The organism is Salinivibrio sp. ML198 (assembly GCF_001996015.1).
Taxonomy (GTDB): Bacteria; Pseudomonadota; Gammaproteobacteria; order Enterobacterales; family Vibrionaceae; genus Salinivibrio; species Salinivibrio siamensis.
The window spans coordinates 21,285-42,050 of sequence record NZ_MUEZ01000013.1 but is presented as its reverse complement, the minus strand read 5'-3'; the positions used below and the strand labels follow the sequence as shown (position 1 = coordinate 42,050).

The following is a 20,766-nucleotide window of genomic DNA, read 5'->3' as shown; positions in this document are numbered from 1 at the left end:
CTAAGATTTTCCTGCCCGACTCATTGACTTTTATTCATGCTCACACCTCTCAAGTGATATTAATACTCATTATCATGACTTGATATTTAGTTTTAATTCTATTAATAATGGACTGCTTATAACTATCACTCATATAAAACTCATACAGGGAGTATCACCATGCCACTCATCCACCGACTCTCGGTGCGTAATAAGCTCTTACTTTTAGTTGGCTTAGCCGTATTAAGTCTCGTCAGTTTGGCCGCTTACCTTTCTTTTTCCCATTTTGAGGCCATCAAGCAAGAGCGCATAGCCCAGATGCACAAAAAGGTCGATATGGCATGGCACTATCTTGATGCTATGCACCGACAATACCCCAACCAAGACACGCCCCCCGAATCCGTTCTTCATGCTGTCAGCGCACTCAAATATGGCCAAGCCGGCTACTTTTTTATCGTCGATCGCAATAATGTGATGATTGCTGGTGCCGAAAGTGCAGTAGGCAAAAACACGCGGCAAATTGTTGATGCCGATGGCCAATCGATTTTACCCGCTCTGACCCAGGCCGCTAATCAAGCTAATGGGGGGATCGCGCGGTATACATTTCAAAAGCCCGGTAGTCATCAAGCGGTAGAAAAGCTCAGTGTGGTGAAGCGTTTTGGTCCTTGGGATTTAATGGTTGGTTCAGGGTTCTACTTGGATGACCTACGCGCACAGGCGTGGCAGCAAGCGCTCAACGCAGCAGGAGTGACAGCTCTGATTAGCGCGGTGATGATTGTACTTGCCAGTGCCCTTTCCCGAGCGATGCTGACACCGCTCATGGCGCTGCGCCATGTCATATCTTCACTCGCTGAGGGCGATCTTACTCAACGCGCGACCGTGTATGGTCGCGATGAGATTAGCGACATGAGTCAGCATACCAACCAAGCTTTGGATGCGCTGCAGCGGCTGATCTCGCAGGTAGATACCAATGTAAGCGAGCAGCATCAAGGTAGTGAAGAAGTCGCAAGCCTGGCTGCCAGCACCGCTCGTGCGGTTGAAGAACAAAATCGCACTCTCGACTCTGTGGCAAGTGCCGTCGAAGAGCTTTCTACCGCCGTACGTGACGTGCAATACCTTACCGAGTCGAATGCTTCTCAAACCGATAGCGCCACACAGCTCATCAACGATGTCGATGGCAGTTTGCAACGCGCTACCAGCGCGATGGAAACCGTGCAGCAACGCGTCGACGATACGTCTGAGATCTTACGTGAACTCGCCGACTCCACCCAACAAATCAGTGATGTGACTACCGTCATTAACACCATTTCCGAGCAAACCAACCTACTTGCCCTTAACGCAGCGATTGAGGCAGCACGAGCGGGTGAAGCGGGACGTGGATTTGCAGTGGTTGCCGATGAGGTTCGCCAATTAGCGCAATCCACGCAAGAGTCGACCACACGCATCAGTGATATTGTCGGCACGCTGCAAGCTCGGGCCGACAATGCAGTCAGCAGTATGGCGGATGGTCAACAACAAACACAAACATGTGTCAATGACGCACAGGCGGCGCGTCGTGATATGGCCGCGTTACAAACTCAGGTTCAAGAACTCGCCGCTTTGAATGGCCAAGTGGCGACTTCAACCACTCAGCAAGCAGCTGCCGCCGAGGAAGTGGCCAAGAACCTAGCAGCTATCACCGAAGTGTCTCATCAAAATGCCCAAGCCAGCGATGATACCCGTGAACTGACCGATAAAGCACTGTCACTCAGCCAGCGTGTAAAGCAAGGTCTCTCGCTATTTTCACACTGATAAAGCCCTAACAGTGAAAGGATCACCAAGACGACTTGGTGGCTCCTTGGCGGTGAGCGATGACGCCCTAAAAAGCGAACATTAAAAAGGCCAGCATGGCTGGCCTTGGTTCATTGATTGAGACGTAACGCTTACGACTGAAGCCAAACTGGGTTGGTCCATGCCGTGCTGCCGTCTTTGTCTTCCACTTCTAGGTTGATCCAACCTTCTGCATCCGCAGGAATAGGCAGTGATAGCTCAAGGCGCTGTGTACTCTCTTCGGGGTTAATGGTGATGCTGTTTAGCACCTCACCACCTTGACCGATTAAGCGCACTTCTTTGAGACCATCAGCGGCGACTACATTGATATCCCATTTATCACCAGCCTTGGCGGTTTCACCAAACATGATGTTTTGTGGGTACAGAATGGGCCCCTGAGTGGCATAGCCGTGACCTGCTTTCAACGCTTTGGCAAAGGCAAGAGGCGTTAGCTCACCATCAACATTGGCCATCATACGAATACGACCGGTAAGCTGGTTCCACGCATCATGAGTATCGGTACCGGCTGTGAGGTACATGGCTTCGCCTTGATCCCAAAGCTTGTGCGCTTTTTCAAGGGTCGGCTCGTTATCGACACGTGCGTTGAGCTCCATCAGGTCGAAACGATCGGTCTTACCACCCGGCACCGCATCCTTAGCGATATTGGTGAAGTAGCCATAATCGTTATATGGGTGGTTCATCGGCACCACTTCTGCGCCCATCTCATGCGCAGCATCAATCAAGGTGTGCACGTCATCAGTACCCGGATCGACCGTCAGCGCGGCGCCATTGTCGATGGGGAATGGGTTCATGTGTCCCCACGATGGCGAGATCTCAATCGATGGAATGAAAGGTACGCCACGTTTTGCTGATAGGTCAGCAAACACTTTGTGATTAATGGTGGAGTCATGATCACTGATAAAGGTCAGATCCAAGTCAGTTGCCAACTGAGCACGCACCACGATTTCTGGAGGTGTTACCCCTTCCAGCACATTGCCGTGGTGGTGCAAGTCAGCGCCATACCAATGGTTACGGTTAGGGAAAGTCACCTGAGGCACTTTCACCACTTGTTGGTTGGTTTTGCCCGACTCGAGCGTTACATCCAAAGTTTGTGATTCTGCAGTAAAGCCCGCACCGGCGTTAATGCCTAACTTGTATTCACCCGGTGCCAGTTTTAGCTCGGCATGGCCGGCAGGCAGCAAATCAGTGAAGAAGGTACGCTTACCCAAAAATTCAACCGGTGGCGCTTGGCCTTCAATGATAGTCACACGCGCATCTTTGGCTACACCAGAGGCCGCTTCTTCCACGTTAAGTGCAAGCGTCGCTGGGCTTTTCAGCGATGTGAAATCCAGTGTTTGTTCACTATCGGCACTGACGGTAATAGATTGCGGTTGGCTGTTCGCATGGCCAGTTGCCGTGCCATACACTTGGTACTTACCTTCTGGCAATGCCATGTTGTATTGACCCTCTTTGGCAAGCGTCCACGCGTAAGGGTGACCGTCTTTTTCAATCATCACAATCGCATCGGCAGGCACGTTACCGTTGTCGGCGCGCAATTGGCCGCTAATGGTGCCCGTCGCTTCGCCATGACGCTCGGCTTCCGCTTTGACAATCGGTGCCATATCGCCGTTGGGAACAACCTGGAGCTTTGAGTCAAAGGTACGGGTCTCGCCCGCTTTAAGCGTGTGACCCAAATACATATCGCGGCCGTTATATTTGATGCGATCAAAATAAGGCGCATGCAGTGCGAACGCCCAATCACGGTCATACGCCACCATGCGATCGGCTAGGGCATTATCGGCCATCGCTTCTTCATTGCCTTCAAGACCTGGTACCGCGAACTGATAGCCCGTATCCGGCCAAATCGTGTGGCCTGATTCTAGCTCAAGGTCGTCTTCGCCTTGGTTGCTCATCACGGTTTTGAGTCCAATCGAATCAGAACCCGCTTCCAAGGTGTACCAAGTGGTAATGTCGACCTTGTCGAAGTTACGGCTCACTTTGATCACCGCTTTTTCATCGCTGTCTTCCACAATGTCAATCGACTTACGATCGTTCGGCCAAGCCGACCAGCTATTAGGGATGAAATCTGCAAAAGCGACTCGGTCTAGATCAATTTTGCCATTTTTCACCGCCGCGAGGTCCACCAAGGTACCACGTGGCACGCCCCATGGTGGCGCAGACTCAACCGCCAATGCGAACGCGACATGCTCATTTTTTACCGTGATGTCTTGGGCATGCGTTGCCTCGCCATCTGGGATTGCAGTCTTACCTTGAGTAATGCTGACGTCGGCGTGCGCTGAGGCACCCAACAAAAGGCCAGAGACTAAGGTTGCCACTGCGCTTTTTGAGAATTTATGCATGAAGGCACTTCCTTTTTTTCATGGTTTGTTATGTGAATTTTCGATGACATTGTGCGTTAAGTTAATTACACGTTCAAATAAAAAACATCGTAAAAACCCTACAAAACCACACATTTAATACGTCCACTAACAAATTAAAAAACCACAAGATACTGATATTATGATAACTTTTTCTGAAACCCACTATTCAAATGATCGTTTAAAAAATATTTAGACCCCAAATAGATTGACCCCTAACGAGGCGCAAGTCGCGCAATCTTTGACCAACAAATTGATAACAATTGTCGCACTAAACGCCGACGTATTGACGCACCTCCTGCTCACTCTTTAATGATATTTAGCGCGCACATTTAGATATTTACTCAACTATAATGAATAAAAACACAAAAAGAACATCAAAAATCATGCTTTTAAAGACAATCGATGCACAATAAAAAGCCAAGCATCAACTTGGCTAACAGGGGGAAGCGTGGAGAGGAAGAGACAGAGGCCACATCGCGCCTATGATGCGGACTTCACTGCATGCTAGTGTTTTTGTCGCTGCGCTAACATCGGCATTAAGTGGCGATCGCCTGTTGCTAACAGCGCTTGGCCGAGGCTTTCACGCCATTGCGGCCAAACACGGTAAACGTAAGGGTTTTGTCCTTCGCCAGGATTAAAGCCTCCCACAAAGGCATCGCGTATCGATTTCAGCGCTTTGTCTTGGCTGGTTTCACTGTTATCAAAGCCTTTTTTACTATCTCGGGCTTTTATCCCCGCCCCGACTGAGCTTGGCAGATAGGTAAGTGGCTGATTCAGGCCCTGTTGATAGTCTTCAACCAAGGCATGTAGGTGTGCTCGCGCGTCATCTTTGCTGAGTGGGGAAAACTCAATGGTTTCTTTCACTCCCACCAGCGTACTCGGCACGGCTTCGCCCATTGCGCATTGGCATAAATGATCAATCCATACTGAAAGCTGATGACGTACAGTCAGATCGCCACAATGAAAGCGAACCAAGCAGTCTTGATAACGCCGATTGAGCCAACCTTGCAGTTGTACCTCACCCAAGGCAGTAGGAAGGGTCAGATTGAGTTCAAGATCGGGGCGCGGTGCGGCGAGCAATGGCGTTAAGCGTTGGTACATATCACGGATCACCGTAACTTGCGTATCCAAGGTCAATTCGCCAAAGTACGCTAAGGGCAACTTGCCCTGTCCTCGCTGTCGGGCCATAAAGTCCTGCACACTTTGGGGGCTGTCATCAGTCTCAATAAAGTGGGCTAATAGCTGATCGCGCAGCTGAAAGCGGTGCAAGGTATCTAAGCTAAAGGGTTCAAATTCTTCTAACGGCGCTTCTAACTGCTCAAAGAAGACTTTCAAGCGGCGTTGGAAAAAATAGCGCACGGGCAACCGCCAAAAGCGCTGCAACTCAGCCAACTCAATCACAGGATCGATATGACTATCCGGATCAGGGCTTAATGCATCATCCATAAATGCCGGCAGTTGCGTCCCTTGCCCTTTGGCAGCCGGTAGCCACTCTTGCGCGTAGCTACCATCATGAGCAAACGCCTCTGGGCTAAAGGGAGTGAGCGGATGCGTCTGGATAAGCGTCTCTTCCAGCCGCTGACGTGACTGGACTTCGGGTAAATCGCGGTCACCGGCCAAACAGTAGCCTTGGGTACAATATTCAAGCAGCTCGGTAACCAGCACCGACGGGACTTTTAAGCTGTTATCTTGCACTGAGCGCCCGACATAACTGATATATAAACGCTGCTGTGCTGACTGCAACGCTTCTAAAAACAGGTAACGATCATCGTCGCGACGCGAGCGATCCCCTGCCCGCGTGCGGCCCACCATCAAATCAAATCCGACGCTAGGCACAGTGCGCGGGTACACGCCATCATTCATCCCAAGCAGACACACCACGTTAAAGGGAATAGAGCGCATCGGCATCAAGGTGCAAAAGTTGACCTGTCCGGCCAAAAAGCGCTGGCTGACTCGCTCGTTGTTGAGGCGACCATTAAAGTAATCGCGCACCACGGGCAAGGTTAGCGTGTGGGTAAAGGCGGCATCGCTAAGCTGTGTCAGCCAACTGTCTAACTGGGTACGGATTAATTTGACTGCTAACTCTTCATCCCCTTCAATGGCGAAGCAGTCATCCAGCATTTGAGTCAACCGCGCCACCCACGCCTTGCCATCGCATTCAATCGCCAGTTGTTGCTGGTAGTGGATCAATGTGTCTATAAACAACCCTAAACGCCCCGCCAGCTCCGCATTAAGCCCTTGGACTTCATCATAAGGGACGGTGTCTGCAAACAAGCCGGCCTCACTCGGCATCGCGTAGCCGAGTAGCATACGTTTCAGGCCAAATAGCCACGTATTCTGATACTGCTCGGGCAAGGCAAATTGACTCGCGGTATGGGTATCAAGCCCCCAGCGAATGCCGGTTTCTTCCACCCACTGCTTAATCTGATCAAACTGTTGGCTGTCGATGGCAAAACGGCGCGACACCGCCGGCACCTCAAGAATTTCCAATAGTTCCGCCGCACTGCATCGACTATCAGGCAGGGTGAGCAGACGCAAAAAGGCGGCTAACACCGGGCTTTCTTGATCGGCGCTGCGATCTGAGATGGAAAAGGGAATAAAACGCTCACTCGGCGCATTACCAAACACCGCTTGAATGGCGGGGCTGTAGGCATTGATATCCGCCACCATCACAATCACATCGCGGGGGCTCAGTGATGGGTTGCCCTCAAACATCGCGAGTAGCTGATCGTGCAGCACTTCGACTTCGCGCATCGGGCTGTGACAGGCATGGATTGCGATGGAAGCATCATCTGGCTCGATTTCTGTTTTCGCCGCACTGGTTTCAGTCTGCTTGGGATCGCCCGGCTCATTCAAATCCAAAATATCGGCTTGGAGATGATGGAGCAGATTATCGCGGTTGACCTCAACAAAGCCGCTATCAATCTCATTACAGGCCATTTCTGAGAGCAGCAGTAAGTTATCGCGCCCCAGTTTTCCCATCGACGCCAGCAAGCTGTTCCCTACTTCACCGTGCTCGGGCTCATCAAGCCCCAGTGCCAATTGGCTCTCGGCGGGGATGTCTTCAATTCGGCTGATTTTATCCCGCGCCAATGCGGCACGTTTAGCCAGATAGCGCTTGTCGCGAATATCGCCCCAATAATAACGGCATGGGTTGGTGAACATAAAATGCACCTCCACATGCTCGCCCAGTGCTTGCAACGCATCCAGATAGCGTGGTGGGAGCGCGGAGATGCCAAATACAAACACCCGTTCAATATCAGCCAGCCCCGCAGGCTTGTGCTGATGGCTGGTTAAGGTATCGATAAACTCTTGATACAAGTTAGCGCGATGGTAAGGCGATTGGCCCAGCGCCAATGTGTGATCGTATAAGCGACGCCACAGTTTTTGCTGCCAAGGCTGCACATCGTCAAGCTCGGGTACCGGTTGCTCTTGCTCCCATGCCAGCATCCACTCGGGGCGATAGACCAAATACTGGTCGAAAATATCGGCCACTTTTTCGGCCAGCTGGTAAGCGCGTTGCTGATCCTGGCTATCTTCCAAATACGCGGCTAAATCAGCGAACTCTGGCGCATCCAGACAGCTGGGTAAGATGTCCATTAGCTTCCATGTCATCGCCTCTTTATTGAAATCACTGCGCTCAGGCACGCCATCCAACACCCGCACAAACAACTGCCAGATAAAGGTAGCGGGAAGTGGGAATTCGACGTTTGCAACAATCTGCTGCTCGTTGGCGAGTGCCATTTTTAACCACTGCGCCATGCCGGGGCTTTGCACCAGAATAAGTTCTTTTTGAAAGGGGTCAGACAGCGGACGCTGCTGGATCAGGGAGACCAACAGCGATTTTAACAGATCGAGCTGATTAGAGTGATAAACAGTAAACACAAGGCGCTCACATGGGAAAGATAACTGGCATCGATTGTGGCCGATTGCCGTACTAAGCGCAAACCGCTACCGACACACCGCGACCTCGCACACGACTTGTTAAGCGCGTGATAATGCGGCAAATCGCTGAGCGATTACACGCGATTGTCACCCACACTGAATGCGATCAGCTGGCTGATATGGTTCAGTGAACGCCCCGACTCTTGCTGCCACTCATTAAATGCCTGTTGCGCGGCTTGCATCGCCCGCTTGGTCTCTCGACCGCTATCAACGATTTTAGTCGCGCGCAGGTAGTGCTCGATATCACGGGTGAACAAGAAGGTGTCCTTGCCCATTCGGCGCAAGGTATAAGCACCGGTATTACCGCCTAAACGCTTACCGTGTTTTTTTAAATACTGCCATAAACCGACAATATCCTCGCTGGGCCAATCGGCGACAAACTGGCTAAAACTGCCGTGCGATTGCTGCACGCGGTGGATCATTTCCGCGTTGTGCGGAATCGTCATCACCTTGGTAAGGTGACGAATAATCGCTGGGTTGGTGGCTTTTTCTTCCCACATTTCCGGTGGCATCAGCAGCATTTTCTCAATATCAAAGCCCCAGAATACCTCTTCGAACCCCGGCCACTTTTTACGGACGACCTGCCAACTAATGCCCGATTGAAACACCTTCTGACTAAACGCCGCTAACCAGCGATCATCCGGTATCTCACACAAGGCATGAGGCGCAAGCGGTGCCACCAACATGCGCTCTACCTCGCGTTGACCGCCTTTGCGCTCAGCGGCACGTTGATAAATGGTGCTAAATTTTTCTCTCATGTCACAATCATGGCCGGGTCAGTGGACAATGGCCCTTATCCTACTGTATAAAAAGACAGTAAATCAACGAAGAGAGGGTAATTATGGCCGTTATCGTCAAGTACGTGGTCGAACGCGAGGGAGAAGAAAAGATGACATTTACCTCCAAAGCTGAAGCCGACGCCTACGACAGAATGTTGGATATGGCGGATGCCATGTTCGATCTGATTGGAGAAAGCGAACTGGTAGACGACGAAGAAAAGCGTGAAGCCTTGTCGCTATACCTTGCTCAACACAAAGACTCGGTGCTTGAAGTACTGGGCGCAAAACGCAAGGCGGCAAAGAAAAAGCCGGCAAAAAGCGAGAACAAAGCGGACGAGAGTCGCGACGACAAAGACGCCGATGCGGCCTAAAGTTGTGATTGCTGACCCTTTTAGCATCCGCGAAAGAGCAAGCCCACTTGGCTTGCTTTTTTTATGCCTGTCTCCTGATGACTATGCATCAAAATGAATCGGTGCGCTGACCTGTAACGGTTTTTGCCTCCGCCAGCCGTTAAGCGCTTCCAACCACCGCCGCTTGTCTTTAAGATGAAGTGTTTGATGTTTTAAGCCCAACGACACAAGGAGATTCCCCCCAATGGCAAGCTTTGCTCTGGCACTCGGTACCGCCACTCAAAACCAGGACGGTAAAATCATTGAAGCCTATTTCCCAGCGCCCCTGCTTAATCCTAGTGATGATCTGGTAAGTGCCCTAAGCGCGCTAACCGATTATAGCGCCGGTAATCAGGTACTAGAGGTTGCACCAGAAACCTGCGCTGCAATCAGTGAAGCCTTCGCCGCCGCTGGCGCTCAAAAGGCAGCTAACTTTGCGAGCAAGGCTCAACAAACCACACAGCCACTGGTGCTGGTTATTCTAGAAAACGACAGCAAACCCGCATCGGTGGCTGAAGGCTTCCTCAAGCTTCAGCTGATCTCGCACCGCTTAGTCAAACCACACGGTGTGGTGCTAGACGGACTCTTTGGCCTGCTGCACAACATTGCTTGGACCAACCAGGGCCCAATCGACTTGCCGGAACTGCCTGAGCGTCAGATGGAAGCGCGTCTGAAAGGCGAAACATTGACCGTTGAGTGCGTGGATAAATTCCCGAAAATGACCGATTACGTGGTGCCTGCCGGTGTGCGTATTGCTGATACCGCCCGTGTTCGCTTGGGCGCCCATGTGGGTGAAGGCACCACGGTGATGCACGAAGGCTTTATCAACTTCAATGCCGGCACCGAAGGCAAGAGCATGATTGAAGGCCGTATCTCTGCGGGTGTGATGGTCGGTCAAGGTAGCGATATTGGCGGCGGTGCATCCATTATGGGGACGCTAAGTGGCGGCGGCCAGATTGTGATCTCAATTGGTGAGAACTCACTGTTGGGTGCCAATGCTGGCCTTGGTTTCCCATTAGGCGATCGTTGCACCATCGAGTCAGGACTGTATGTCACCGCAGGCACCAAAGTCACCATGCTCGACGCTGACGGCAATGTGGTCGAAAGCATCAAAGCACGTGATTTGGCCGGTAAGTCGGACCTATTGCTACGCCGCAACTCAAAAACGGGAGCGGTTGAATGCTTAACCAACAAAACGGCGGTCGAGCTCAACCACGAGCTACACGCGAATAACTAATCAAGCCCGATTTTAGTTCTGTTCAAAGGCGGCCAACTTGGTCGCCTTTTTTATGTCCGCTTTGCTTGAATCACTATCGCGTCACCGCAATACGCCAAAAAGCACAAGCAGGTTTGTGGCACATTTTAACCACAAGCGAAAACGAGGAAAATAAACAGGCGCGAGGCGACCCTGACTGGCGGGTAAATCAGCGTTCGTGACCTCTCCCAACGTAGCATTTTTGGCATTGAGTTCAAGGCTTTTCCGACCTTTTCGATGTCAGGATTCGCAGGTGCTCACAGATCCTTCTATCGATATCCTTCCCCCCTTTAAACATGAGCTAAGTCACGTTATCAATAATGGAAAGCGGTAATCTGAAGATGAACCTAATACAGGGGAACAAAGAGGAAAGAGTATGAGAGTGGAAATTGCAGGCAAAAACATCGAAATCACTCCCGCCATCCGTGAGCGCATCGAAAGCCGCTTTGAAAAGCTGGCCAAGTGGCAGGTGGCACTCATCAATCCTCATGCTGTGATCAGTAAGGAGCCAAACCACCAGTTCAAAGTGGAAGCGAAAGCTGGGCTACCAGGTTCAACACTGGTTGCCTCTGCCGAAAGCGACGACATGTACAAAGCGATTAACGAGGTGGGCCAAAAACTCGAGAAGCAACTGAATAAGGTCCAACACAAAGGCGAAGCGCGCCGTAACGATAAATCAGCCGCGACGGTTGCGATGGAAGAAAATCCAGCCGATGAGGAAATCTAACCCTCAGCGCAACACCTAACTCGCTAAACATGTTAGCCCTGCCCTCGCGGGGCTTTTTGATCCTTGACACGCCTGCCTGCGCCCCATATGGTTAATCCATACGCAAACATAACAACACAACGCCCAATGCTGATTCTCGTTCGTTTTTTTCGCTTCTTTTTTATCTCGCCAACGCGGGAGGAAGCGTGCTAAGCCTAATCAGCCTGGCGCACTAACCTCCCAACCGGGAGGTTTTTTTGTATTAGAACAAGGATAATGTATGCCAGACACACCACGCCCACTGGATGAGATACGCACGCGAATAAGCCAGCTTGATCAAGAGCTGCTAACACTATTGGCCGAGCGCCGTCGCTTAAGCCTAGATGTCGCCAAAAACAAAGTCGCCGTGCAAAAACCGATTCGCGATCAAGCCCGCGAACAAGCCTTATTAGAAAAACTGGTGACCAAAGCGCAAGATCACCAGCTAGACGCCCACTATGTATTGAGTCTGTTTCACACCATTATCGAAGACTCGGTACTTATCCAGCAGCGCTATCTGCAAAACCTGGCCAACCCAGACAATCAGCGTCCAGTGGCACGGGTTTCTTTCCTGGGCAACCAAGGCTCATATTCCTATCTCGCCGCGCGCCAATACTTTAGCCGCAAGCAAACCGAACTGGTGGAAATGGCCTGCGACAGCTTTAAAAAGGTGGTAGAAACGGTAGAAACCGGCCATGCCGATTACGGCATCTTACCCGTAGAGAACACCAGTTCTGGCTCAATCAATGAAGTGTACGATCAGCTGCAGCACACGCGTTTATCGATTGTCGGTGAGCTCACGCTGCCTATCGACCACTGCCTGCTTACCGTCGGTGACCAAGACCCAAGTCAAATTGATACCTTGTATGCCCACCCGCAGCCGCACCAGCAATGCAGCGAATACATTGACACCTTGGGTAAAGTGAAGAAGATTTATTGCTCCAGCACCGCTGAAGCCATGCAACAAGTAGCGGATTTAAACCAGCCCAACGTCGCCGCGATTGGTCATGCGGCAAGTGGTGAGTTTTACGGTTTAACCGCGATTAAGAGCGAGATAGCCAACCAACAGCAAAATCACACCCGCTTTATTGTCGTGGCCCGCAAGCCGGTTAAAGTGTCGTCACTGACCCCTGCTAAGACCACCTTTATCATGTCGACCTCGCAGCAAGCCGGCTCCTTGGTGGAGTGTTTAATGGTACTGCGCGAGCGCGGCATCAATATGACCAAGCTCGAATCTCGGCCCGTGCTTGGCAACCCATGGGAAGAGATGTTTTACGTCGATGTTGAAGCCAATATGGCCAGCAACCTGATGCAAAGTGCGCTGGACGAGCTCACCACCCTGACCCGTTATCTAAAAGTGCTCGGCTGCTACCCGTCAGAGACCATTTCCCCCACCGAGGTATCGCTGCCGGACAGCAACGAATAATCGCGAGTAGCCATTAACGCCAAAAGCCCACGATGTGGGCTTTTGGCGCTTTAATCATTATCATATCGCTTAAACCACCGTGTGAAGTCCATGCTGAACACCCCCAAAATAGTCAAATTTTCGCTCAATAAGGTCGAAAAACTGACCGTCCTTTTTTTCGTAATAACGAAACAACGCGTAAGCAATCAGGTCCGCGAGTTGAATCAATCTTGTTGCTTCAGAATCGATAAAGGCAGGGACTTCTGCCATATTCCTCAGCCGCCCCCAGTCATGACCATCGAGTTTAAACGCTTTAGCGAGTGCTTGAATCGGTGCTTCTTTGCTGCTCTTGTCAAAAAGAATCAGACCTCTTTGGGTATTATTGAAGTGAACATGTTGTCTGGCTAAGAAATGATCGAAGCGGGTTACAATTTGTTGAAAGGTATAATGAACAGGATCATTTGGAGAGATGGCACCTTTTCTTACAACTGATGCAAATATTCTAAATTTACGCCCATCAATTAAGCTAAGAGCCTGTTTGATGGCTTCTAGGCGCAACTCTTTATCAAACTTCCGCCAAAAGCCTCGCCCCGCAAGCATGGGGGCGCCGTGGAGTTCAACAGCGTGGGGGTCTTGTGGATTGAAGATTGCCGCGATTTTATCTAACTAAAGAGAAAGCCAATGTGCAGAGCGCTCGAACACACTAAAGCCAGCGAGAACAAAATGCTCTTGGTCTGCGCCACCAGGCGTGCCGGATTCATCTGCGTACAACAAAAACATATACGAACCCCTAAGATAATAGAGAGTCGCAACGAAAGGAAATGGGGGGAAAGAAGGCGGCGGAAAGAGCTACGAGCTCAGTGCACTACAACAAGGCAGCACACCATAGATTGTTTCCAACCGCTCGATAACTATATCCCTAAATCACAGACTCTGCAACGATAGTTCTAATACGCTTTCGACCGCTTGCTGTAGCCTCAAACACGCAATGACCGTACATCTCATAGCGACGAAATAATACTTTCGAATCCGCTTAGCCTACTACAAAGACTCACTTTTCCACGTGCGAGCCTGATTATAAATACCCTATCACTTTATCCATGCGATCCAGTTCTTAGTCCCTCATATCGATATACACGCTATCTCACTTTATCTGTGTGGCTCTCTACCCTCCTGCCCCCTTGAAAAGGTGAGCCTTGACTAGGTCACGGTGCGGTGGGTGGCGTCGTTGGCTTGTCGCAACAAGCCTTGGCTTTCTTGTAAAAAGCGTGGGGCATAGTCGCCAAACCAGTTTTCCACTTGCGCGAAGGCATCGACAAACGTGGACTTATCATGTTGCTCGAGCAAATCAATCGCTTCCCCAAAACGCTGATAAAAGCGTTTGATCATCGCCAGGTTTTGCGGCGAGGACATAATAATATCCGCATACAGACCCGCATCTTGGGCGAACAAGCGCCCCACCATGGCAAGCTCTAAGCGATAAATCGGTGAGCTTAGCGCGGTAAGCTGATCTAAGTGGGGGTTTTCTTCTGCCAGATGCACGCCGTAAACAAACGACGTAAAGTGGCGCAGCGCTTGGATCAGCGTCATGCCTTCATCATGCTCGATGGCGCTGATCCGGTGTAGCCCAGCGCCCCAAATCCGAAATTGCTCGAGCAACCATTGGTATGCCTCAGGATGTCGGCCGTCGCAATAAACAATCACCTGCTTGGCAAGGCTGGCCACATCGGGGCCAAACATCGGGTGTAGACCGACCACTGGGCCTGAATGCGCGGCTAACATCGCTTGTAGCGGACCTGATTTGATGGAGGTGAGATCCACTAATAAGCAGTCATCTGGCAGTTGGGTCAATTGATTAATGACCGCTTCCGTAACGTCAATGGGTACCGACACCACCACCATACCCGCGTCAGCCAGCAAGGTATCCGCATGCTCCCAATCGTCTTTATCCAGCACAGTGACCTGATAGCCAGAAAGCGCAAACAAGCGCGCGAACAACCCCCCTAGCTGCCCTTTACCGCCAATGACTACGACCTGGCGTAAATCCGGGTTTAGACACTTAAAGCCAGAGTCGTTTTCGCTGCTGTACGATTCACGCATAGTACGACGCAGCACATCTTCAATTAAGTCTGGTGGCACGCCTTGCGACTGTGCTTCTTGACGACGCGAAGCGAGCATCGCTGCTTCACGGTCCGGCGCATAAATGGGCAAGCCATGTTGGCTTTTTACCTCTCCCACTTCTGCGACCAGTTCTAAACGGCGCGCGAGCAAGCTCACCATTTGCTTGTCGACATCATCGATTTGATCGCGCAATCGGCTCAGTTCTGCCACCATGATTTAGCCCTGTTGAATACGTTGTTGAAGAGAGGTTGCCAGCTCTTGGTGAGCATGACGCAACAATTGTTCGGTAGACGCCCAATCAATGCACGCATCGGTGATCGACACACCGTACGCCATCTCATCTTTCGGCAGATCCGCTGATTGGTTGCCAGCATTGAGGTGACTTTCGATCATCAAGCCAATCACAGAGCGGTTACCTTGTTTAATTTGATGGATCACATCTTCCGCCACCAGCGGTTGGCGACGATAATCTTTACGTGAGTTAGCGTGGCTACAATCCACCATGAGAGACGGATTTAGTCCCGCCGCTTCCATTTGCTGTTCACATTCAGCGACAGACACTGAGTCGTAGTTGGTTTGCTTGCCGCCGCGCAGGATCACATGGCCGTTTGGGTTACCTTGGGTATTCAATAACGCTACTTGGCCGGCTTGGTTGATCCCCATAAACCGGTGCCCAGACGCAGCGGCTTTCATCGCATTGGTGGCGGTGGCCAGATTGCCATCCGTGCCATTTTTAAAGCCGATTGGCATCGACAGTCCACTGGCCATTTCACGATGGGTTTGCGACTCGGTGGTGCGCGCACCAATCGCCGCCCAGCTAAACAGATCGCCTATGTATTGCGGGCTGATCGGATCCAGTGCTTCGGTGGCCAGCGGGATCCCCATTTGCGCTAAATCCGTGAGCAAACCACGCGCTTGCTTTAAGCCAGACTCCACGTCAAAGCTGCCATCCAGATGCGGATCGTTGATTAAGCCTTTCCAGCCAGTGGTGGTGCGTGGTTTTTCAAAGTAAACCCGCATTACAATAAACAAATGATCACTCAGCTCATCCGACAAGGCTTTCAGACGACGCGCGTAATCTTTGGCCGCCTCTACATCATGAATGGAGCAAGGGCCACACACCACTAACAAGCGGTGATCGCGTTTGTGAATAATATCCGCCACGGTTTGTCGCGCTTGGCTGATCGCCGCACGAGTACTTTTTTCAATCGGGAACTGGGCACGGAGCTGCTCTGGTGTGAGAAGCACCTGCTCGTCACGAATGTGGATATTGGTTACCGAGTCTTGCTGCATAGCCTTGCCTTGAGTTGTTCATTAGGTTTTACACGACAATACCAGGCTCTATTCTAAAAGCAATAGTGAGTGTATCATTTAATTTACTTAGTAAATTTAAGTTTACACTAGAATTTAAGATAGAGTCTTAAACCGTCAATCGTTACTATAACCTATCCGTGATTTTTGTGTGGGTGGTTATGGCCCTGGTTCTTTCCCTCTTGCAGCAAATGAGCGTTTATCTAGTGATCGCCTATTTGCTGAGTAAAACGCCGGCGTTTATGCCACTACTGAGTATCTCAGGACGGCTGTCGCATAAAGTCGTTTGTTATTTCCTCTTCTCAGGCTTTTGTATTCTCGGCACCTACTTTGGTTTAAGTATCCAAGATGCGATTGCCAATACTCGCGCAATTGGCGCGGTGATGGGGGGATTACTGGGCGGGCCGGTCGTGGGGTTTTTGGTTGGGCTGACAGGCGGGCTGCACCGTTACAGTTTAGGCGGCTTTACCGATCTCGCCTGCGCTATATCGACAACCGCCGAAGGGTTAATTGGTGGTTTAATGCACCGCTACTTAGTGTCCCGCAACCAAACCAGCCGTTTATTTTCCCCTACCGTAGTGTTAGGGGTGACATTTGTCGCCGAGCTGGTGCAAATGGCGATTATTCTCGCGGTGGCTGAGCCCTTTAGCCGTGCATACGAGTTAGTCAGCGCGATTGCTGCGCCCATGGTGATCGCTAACTCAGTCGGTGCCGCGATGTTTATGAGTATTATTGTCGACCGAAAAACCCTGTTCGAACGCTATTCAGCGGCGTTTTCCAGTAAGGCGCTAAAAATTGCTGAACGATCGGTCGGTATTTTAAGTAGCGGCTTTAATCAGCAAAGCAGTGAACAAGTGGCTGCCATTATTCAGCAAGAGACAGGGGTCGGGGCCGTCGCAATTACCGATCGCGAAAAGATCCTCGCCTTTACCGGTATTGGCGATGATCACCACCTGCCCGGTACGCCTATTGCCTCAGATTACACCCGTCGCGCGATTGCCGATGATCAATTAATTTATATCGATGGCGCCGATACGCCCTACTGCTGTTCGTTATCACCTTACTGCAAACTCGGTTCAGTGCTGGTGATCCCATTGCGCGGCGGTGATGGTTATGTGCTAGGCACGGTGAAGCTTTATGAGCCTAAACGGAAACTCTTCTCGGCGATCAATGTCACCATGGGTGAGGGGATCGCGCGACTCCTCTCCAACCAGATTTTGACCGGGCGTTATCAGCGCCAACAAAGCTTGCTCACCCAAGCCGAGTTAAACTTGTTGCGCGCCCAAGTGAACCCGCACTTTTTGTTCAATGCCTTAAATACCATTAGTGCGGTGGTCAGGCGTGAGCCGGAACGTGCTCGCCAGTTAATCCAGCACTTATCAACCTTCTTTCGCAGCAACCTCAAGCAAAATCGCGAAACGGTGTCGCTTGAGCAAGAGCTGAGTCATCTTGATGCGTACTTAGAGCTCGAACATGCCCGCTTTGCCGATCGTATGAGTGTTGAAAAGCAGATTGACCCGGCTATCTTACACGCGGTGATCCCAAGCTTTACCTTACAACCTTTGGTTGAAAACGCCGTGAAGCATGGGATCAGTCAATTGATGGCAGGCGGTAAAATTGTGATCCGTGGCTGGCAAGAAGGCGAATGCCTGTATTTACAAGTGGAAGATAATGCCGGGCTTTATCAACCGGCAGCACAACACTCAGGACTAGGGATGCGTATTGTCGATAAGCGCGTGCGCGGGTTGTTTGGTAGCCAATACGCGCTGAAAATGACCTGTCAGCCCGATGTGTGGACGCGGGCAACCGTTACTCTGCCCTTAACCTATCAAGCCCCCAACAAGGAGAGACAGGGATGATAAAGGCATTGATTGTTGATGATGAGCTTCATGCGCGTGAAGCCTTGGAAGATGAGTTACTGGCACTCGGTGGCGTTGAGGTGGTTGGACAGTGCAACAATGCCATCGACGCGCTGAAAGCCATCAATCAAACCCGCCCCGATGTGGTGTTTTTAGATATTCAGATGCCTCGCGTGACCGGTTTAGAGCTACTCGCGATGCTCGACCCCGACACCATGCCCAAGGTGGTGTTCGTGACCGCCTATGATGAATTCGCCGTACAAGCGTTTGAGGAAAATGCATTCGACTATTTGCTCAAACCCATCGAAACTGGACGATTGAAGAAATCACTGGAAAAACTCACCCGTGAGCTGAGCCAGAAACACGACTACCAAGTGATCACGCCCGCGTTGGATTTGCTCCCTTGCGCCGGACACAATCGAATTACGTTGATCCCTCACCAAGAGGTGGAGGTCGCACGTACCGCGCTAAGTGGGGTCGCGCTACTCACAGCAAAAGGCGAGTCTACCACGCACCTTTCACTCAAGGTTTTGGAAGACAAAACCCCCTTAATACGCTGTCATCGCCAATACTTAGTGCATCCGGCCACTATCCGCGAAATCCAGTTACTCGACAACGGCCTTGCCGAAGTGATCACGCAATCTGCCTATGTGGTACCTGTGAGCCGCCGCTATCTCAAAACACTGAAAGACAAGCTGGGCTTATGCCAGTAACTCTCACCGCGCGTTAGTAGAAAAGCCCATTTGCTTGGCTTTGAAAGTCGTTGTAGCCGCGCTGCCACTCCATTCTAAAACGCTGAGAGCCAGGGCGACTTTCACACACGCCCATATAGGGGTTGCCATCTAATCCCAGTTGGTAGGCATGCTTGGGATCGCAATAGGCGTCAATACCATGAATATAGCCTTGCTCGTAATCGAGATAGTTGGCATTGATGGTCTCGCCAGCCTCAGAGGCTAACGTCCGCAAATCGCTTAACGAGCGCTGTGGCAACCCGCGCTGTCCATCTTGCTCGCCAAGTCCATACCAGTTCTGCTCATCAACCAAGCCTTGGGTAGTCGATGCGGCACATCCGACCAACAGTACGACACCCCATAGTGCTAAAAACGTTTTTATCATGCTAAACCCTTCCCCTACATAAAAAAGCCCCAGCAGAAGCTGAGGCTTAGATCTTAGCGTATTTGCGCAGATATTGCCGTAAGACCAATCATTTAGATAAAAATCAATCCATGGGCATACACGCTAGTCGCTCTGATGACATGACCATCATTTCTCATCCGCGATCAACTGTGGATTCGGTTTGTAGCCGACAAAGAAAGCGATAGTGGCAGCAATTGTCGCTCCCACACCGATGATGGTAGCGATATTCATCGGTAGGCTAAACCCGATTTCAGCGTTAGCTAAGTAGGTAACAGTCACTGCGGTCATAAACATCGCCGGAATCGTGCACACCCAGTGCAATTTATCACGTTTAATCAGGTAAGCCGCCGCGGCCCATAGCATGATCATCGCGGTGGTTTGGTTGGCCCAGCCGAAGTAACGCCAAATCACGCCAAACTCCGCTTTGGTGATCAAAAAGCCCACCACAAACATGGGGATTGCAATCATCAGGCGCTTCACCATTGGTTTTTGCTGAATTTTCAGAAAGTCGGCAATAATCAGACGCGCAGAGCGGAAAGCGGTATCACCCGAGGTAATCGGCAGCACTATCACACCTAAGACCGCCATAATGCCTCCGACGGTGCCAAGTAGCGAGGTAGAAACCTCATGTACCACTGCAGCCGGGCCACCGTTAGCCAGCGTTTGATTAAGCGCCTCACTCGACTCATAGAAGCTCAAGCCCAGGCTACACCAGATAAGTGCAATCACACCTTCACCGATCATCGCGCCATAGAAGATAAAACGCCCTGACTTTTCATTTTGCATGCAGCGCGCCATCAATGGCGACTGGGTAGCGTGAAAGCCGGATACTGCTCCACAAGCGATAGTAATAAACAGCAATGGCCACAGTGGTAGATCAGTTGGGTGGAAGTTAGTCGCAAAGTCTAGCCCTTGGCTGTAGAAGCTGTGATCGCTCACGGCCAAGCCGATAATCAAGCCGACCGACATAAAGACAAGCAAGGCACCAAACACGGGATAAAAACGGCCGATGATTTTATCAATGGGTACCACTGTCGCCAGCACATAATAGGCAAATATAATACCCACCCACATCGCCACGCTCATCTCTGACAAGCTACCCAACAACTTGGCGGGACCGAGCACAAATACCACGCCGACCAACATCAAGAGCAACACCGCAAAGAAGTTCATAAAATGTTTAGCGAAGTTACCCAGATGCTCGCCGACCACAGAAGGCACAGAAGCGCCATTTGCGCGGACACTCAGCATGCCTGAGAAATAATCATGGACAGCCCCCGCAAAAATGCAGCCAAACACAATCCACAACATGGCTACAGGACCGTACAAGGCACCGAGAATCGGGCCAAAGATGGGGCCTAACCCAGCAATATTCAAAAGCTGAATCAGGTAGACTTTTTTGTCCGACAGCGGCACATAATCCACGCCATCGTTCATGCTCATGGCCGGTGTCGCTTTCTGCGGCTTAGGCCCAAAAATTTTGGTAATGAAGGTGCCGTAAGTGAAATAGCCCACAATCAAGGTCACCACGCATAATAAAAACCAGGACATCGCTGTTCTCCGTGTCGTTAGCAGCTAAGCTGCCAATCTTTTAGTAGGGTACAGATGCCATTTTGCCTACATAGCCGCCACATTCATCTGCTTTGTCGGT

The 20,766-nt window shown here is 51.0% G+C and carries 16 protein-coding genes; 7 read left to right on the top strand and 9 right to left on the bottom strand.

Going from position 1 to position 20,766, the window contains the following annotated elements:
* Positions 1-159: 159 nt before the first annotated feature.
* Positions 160-1,770: a methyl-accepting chemotaxis protein gene (locus BZG25_RS10540; protein WP_077578906.1), complete on the top strand. Its 1,611-nt coding sequence runs from the start codon at positions 160-162 to the stop codon at positions 1,768-1,770.
* A 131-nt stretch (positions 1,771-1,901) separates the two neighbouring features.
* Here the strand turns inward: BZG25_RS10540 and BZG25_RS10535 are convergent, their stop codons facing one another.
* From BZG25_RS10535 to BZG25_RS10525, 3 genes are all read right to left on the bottom strand, one after another.
* Positions 1,902-4,148 carry a CehA/McbA family metallohydrolase gene (locus BZG25_RS10535; protein WP_046074138.1) on the bottom strand — a complete coding sequence of 749 codons (2,247 nt, stop codon included), beginning with the start codon at positions 4,146-4,148 and terminating at the stop codon, positions 1,902-1,904.
* A gap of 525 nt (positions 4,149-4,673) precedes the next feature.
* The gene (recC, locus tag BZG25_RS10530; RefSeq protein WP_077578908.1) at positions 4,674-8,054 is read right to left on the bottom strand and encodes an exodeoxyribonuclease V subunit gamma; all 3,381 of its coding nucleotides are present in this window, start codon (positions 8,052-8,054) and stop codon (positions 4,674-4,676) included.
* A gap of 134 nt (positions 8,055-8,188) precedes the next feature.
* Entirely contained in the window at positions 8,189-8,872 is a 684-nt protein-coding gene (locus BZG25_RS10525) for a DNA-3-methyladenine glycosylase I (RefSeq protein WP_046074136.1), read from the bottom strand.
* Between the two features lie 83 nt (positions 8,873-8,955).
* Here BZG25_RS10525 and BZG25_RS10520 point away from each other — a divergent pair, with 83 nt between their 5' ends.
* From BZG25_RS10520 to pheA, 4 genes are all read left to right on the top strand, one after another.
* Complete coding sequence (locus tag BZG25_RS10520; RefSeq protein ID WP_077639057.1) at positions 8,956-9,264, top strand: YebG family protein; 309 nt, start codon at positions 8,956-8,958, stop codon at positions 9,262-9,264.
* Positions 9,265-9,487: 223 nt separating this feature from the next.
* Entirely contained in the window at positions 9,488-10,519 is a 1,032-nt protein-coding gene (dapD, locus tag BZG25_RS10515) for a 2,3,4,5-tetrahydropyridine-2,6-dicarboxylate N-succinyltransferase (protein WP_074213325.1), read from the top strand.
* A 394-nt stretch (positions 10,520-10,913) separates the two neighbouring features.
* Positions 10,914-11,264: a ribosome hibernation-promoting factor, HPF/YfiA family gene (gene hpf, locus BZG25_RS10510; RefSeq protein ID WP_046074133.1), complete on the top strand. Its 351-nt coding sequence runs from the start codon at positions 10,914-10,916 to the stop codon at positions 11,262-11,264.
* 259 nt (positions 11,265-11,523) lie between these two features.
* Positions 11,524-12,708, top strand: coding sequence for a prephenate dehydratase (gene pheA, locus BZG25_RS10505; protein WP_046074132.1), 1,185 nt, complete (start codon positions 11,524-11,526; stop codon positions 12,706-12,708).
* A 69-nt stretch (positions 12,709-12,777) separates the two neighbouring features.
* Here the strand turns inward: pheA and BZG25_RS10500 are convergent, their stop codons facing one another.
* From BZG25_RS10500 to BZG25_RS10490, 4 genes are all read right to left on the bottom strand, one after another.
* Entirely contained in the window at positions 12,778-13,287 is a 510-nt protein-coding gene (locus tag BZG25_RS10500; RefSeq protein ID WP_046074219.1) for a DUF3800 domain-containing protein, read from the bottom strand.
* A gap of 66 nt (positions 13,288-13,353) precedes the next feature.
* Positions 13,354-13,467 carry a DUF3800 domain-containing protein gene (locus BZG25_RS16165; protein ID WP_241828697.1) on the bottom strand — a complete coding sequence of 38 codons (114 nt, stop codon included), beginning with the start codon at positions 13,465-13,467 and terminating at the stop codon, positions 13,354-13,356.
* A gap of 420 nt (positions 13,468-13,887) precedes the next feature.
* Positions 13,888-15,021 carry a bifunctional chorismate mutase/prephenate dehydrogenase gene (tyrA, locus tag BZG25_RS10495; protein WP_077578913.1) on the bottom strand — a complete coding sequence of 378 codons (1,134 nt, stop codon included), beginning with the start codon at positions 15,019-15,021 and terminating at the stop codon, positions 13,888-13,890.
* Between the two features lie 3 nt (positions 15,022-15,024).
* A complete protein-coding gene (locus tag BZG25_RS10490) occupies positions 15,025-16,101 on the bottom strand; it encodes a 3-deoxy-7-phosphoheptulonate synthase (RefSeq protein WP_046074130.1) in 1,077 nt (358 codons plus the stop codon).
* Between the two features lie 179 nt (positions 16,102-16,280).
* On the opposite strand from BZG25_RS10490, the gene BZG25_RS10485 reads away from it, so the two are divergent.
* Entirely contained in the window at positions 16,281-17,978 is a 1,698-nt protein-coding gene (locus tag BZG25_RS10485; protein WP_046074129.1) for a sensor histidine kinase, read from the top strand.
* On the top strand, positions 17,975-18,691 hold the full coding sequence (gene btsR / locus BZG25_RS10480) for a two-component system response regulator BtsR (RefSeq protein ID WP_077578915.1): 717 nt from the start codon (positions 17,975-17,977) through the stop codon (positions 18,689-18,691). The genes BZG25_RS10485 and btsR overlap by 4 nt, the downstream gene beginning before the upstream one ends.
* Positions 18,692-18,704: 13 nt before the next feature.
* Here the strand turns inward: btsR and BZG25_RS10475 are convergent, their stop codons facing one another.
* Together BZG25_RS10475 and BZG25_RS10470 are read right to left on the bottom strand one after the other, a co-directional pair.
* Positions 18,705-19,091: a DUF2799 domain-containing protein gene (locus BZG25_RS10475; RefSeq protein ID WP_371326856.1), complete on the bottom strand. Its 387-nt coding sequence runs from the start codon at positions 19,089-19,091 to the stop codon at positions 18,705-18,707.
* Between the two features lie 150 nt (positions 19,092-19,241).
* Complete coding sequence (locus BZG25_RS10470) at positions 19,242-20,666, bottom strand: carbon starvation protein A (RefSeq protein WP_046074126.1); 1,425 nt, start codon at positions 20,664-20,666, stop codon at positions 19,242-19,244.
* Positions 20,667-20,766 lie beyond the last annotated feature (100 nt).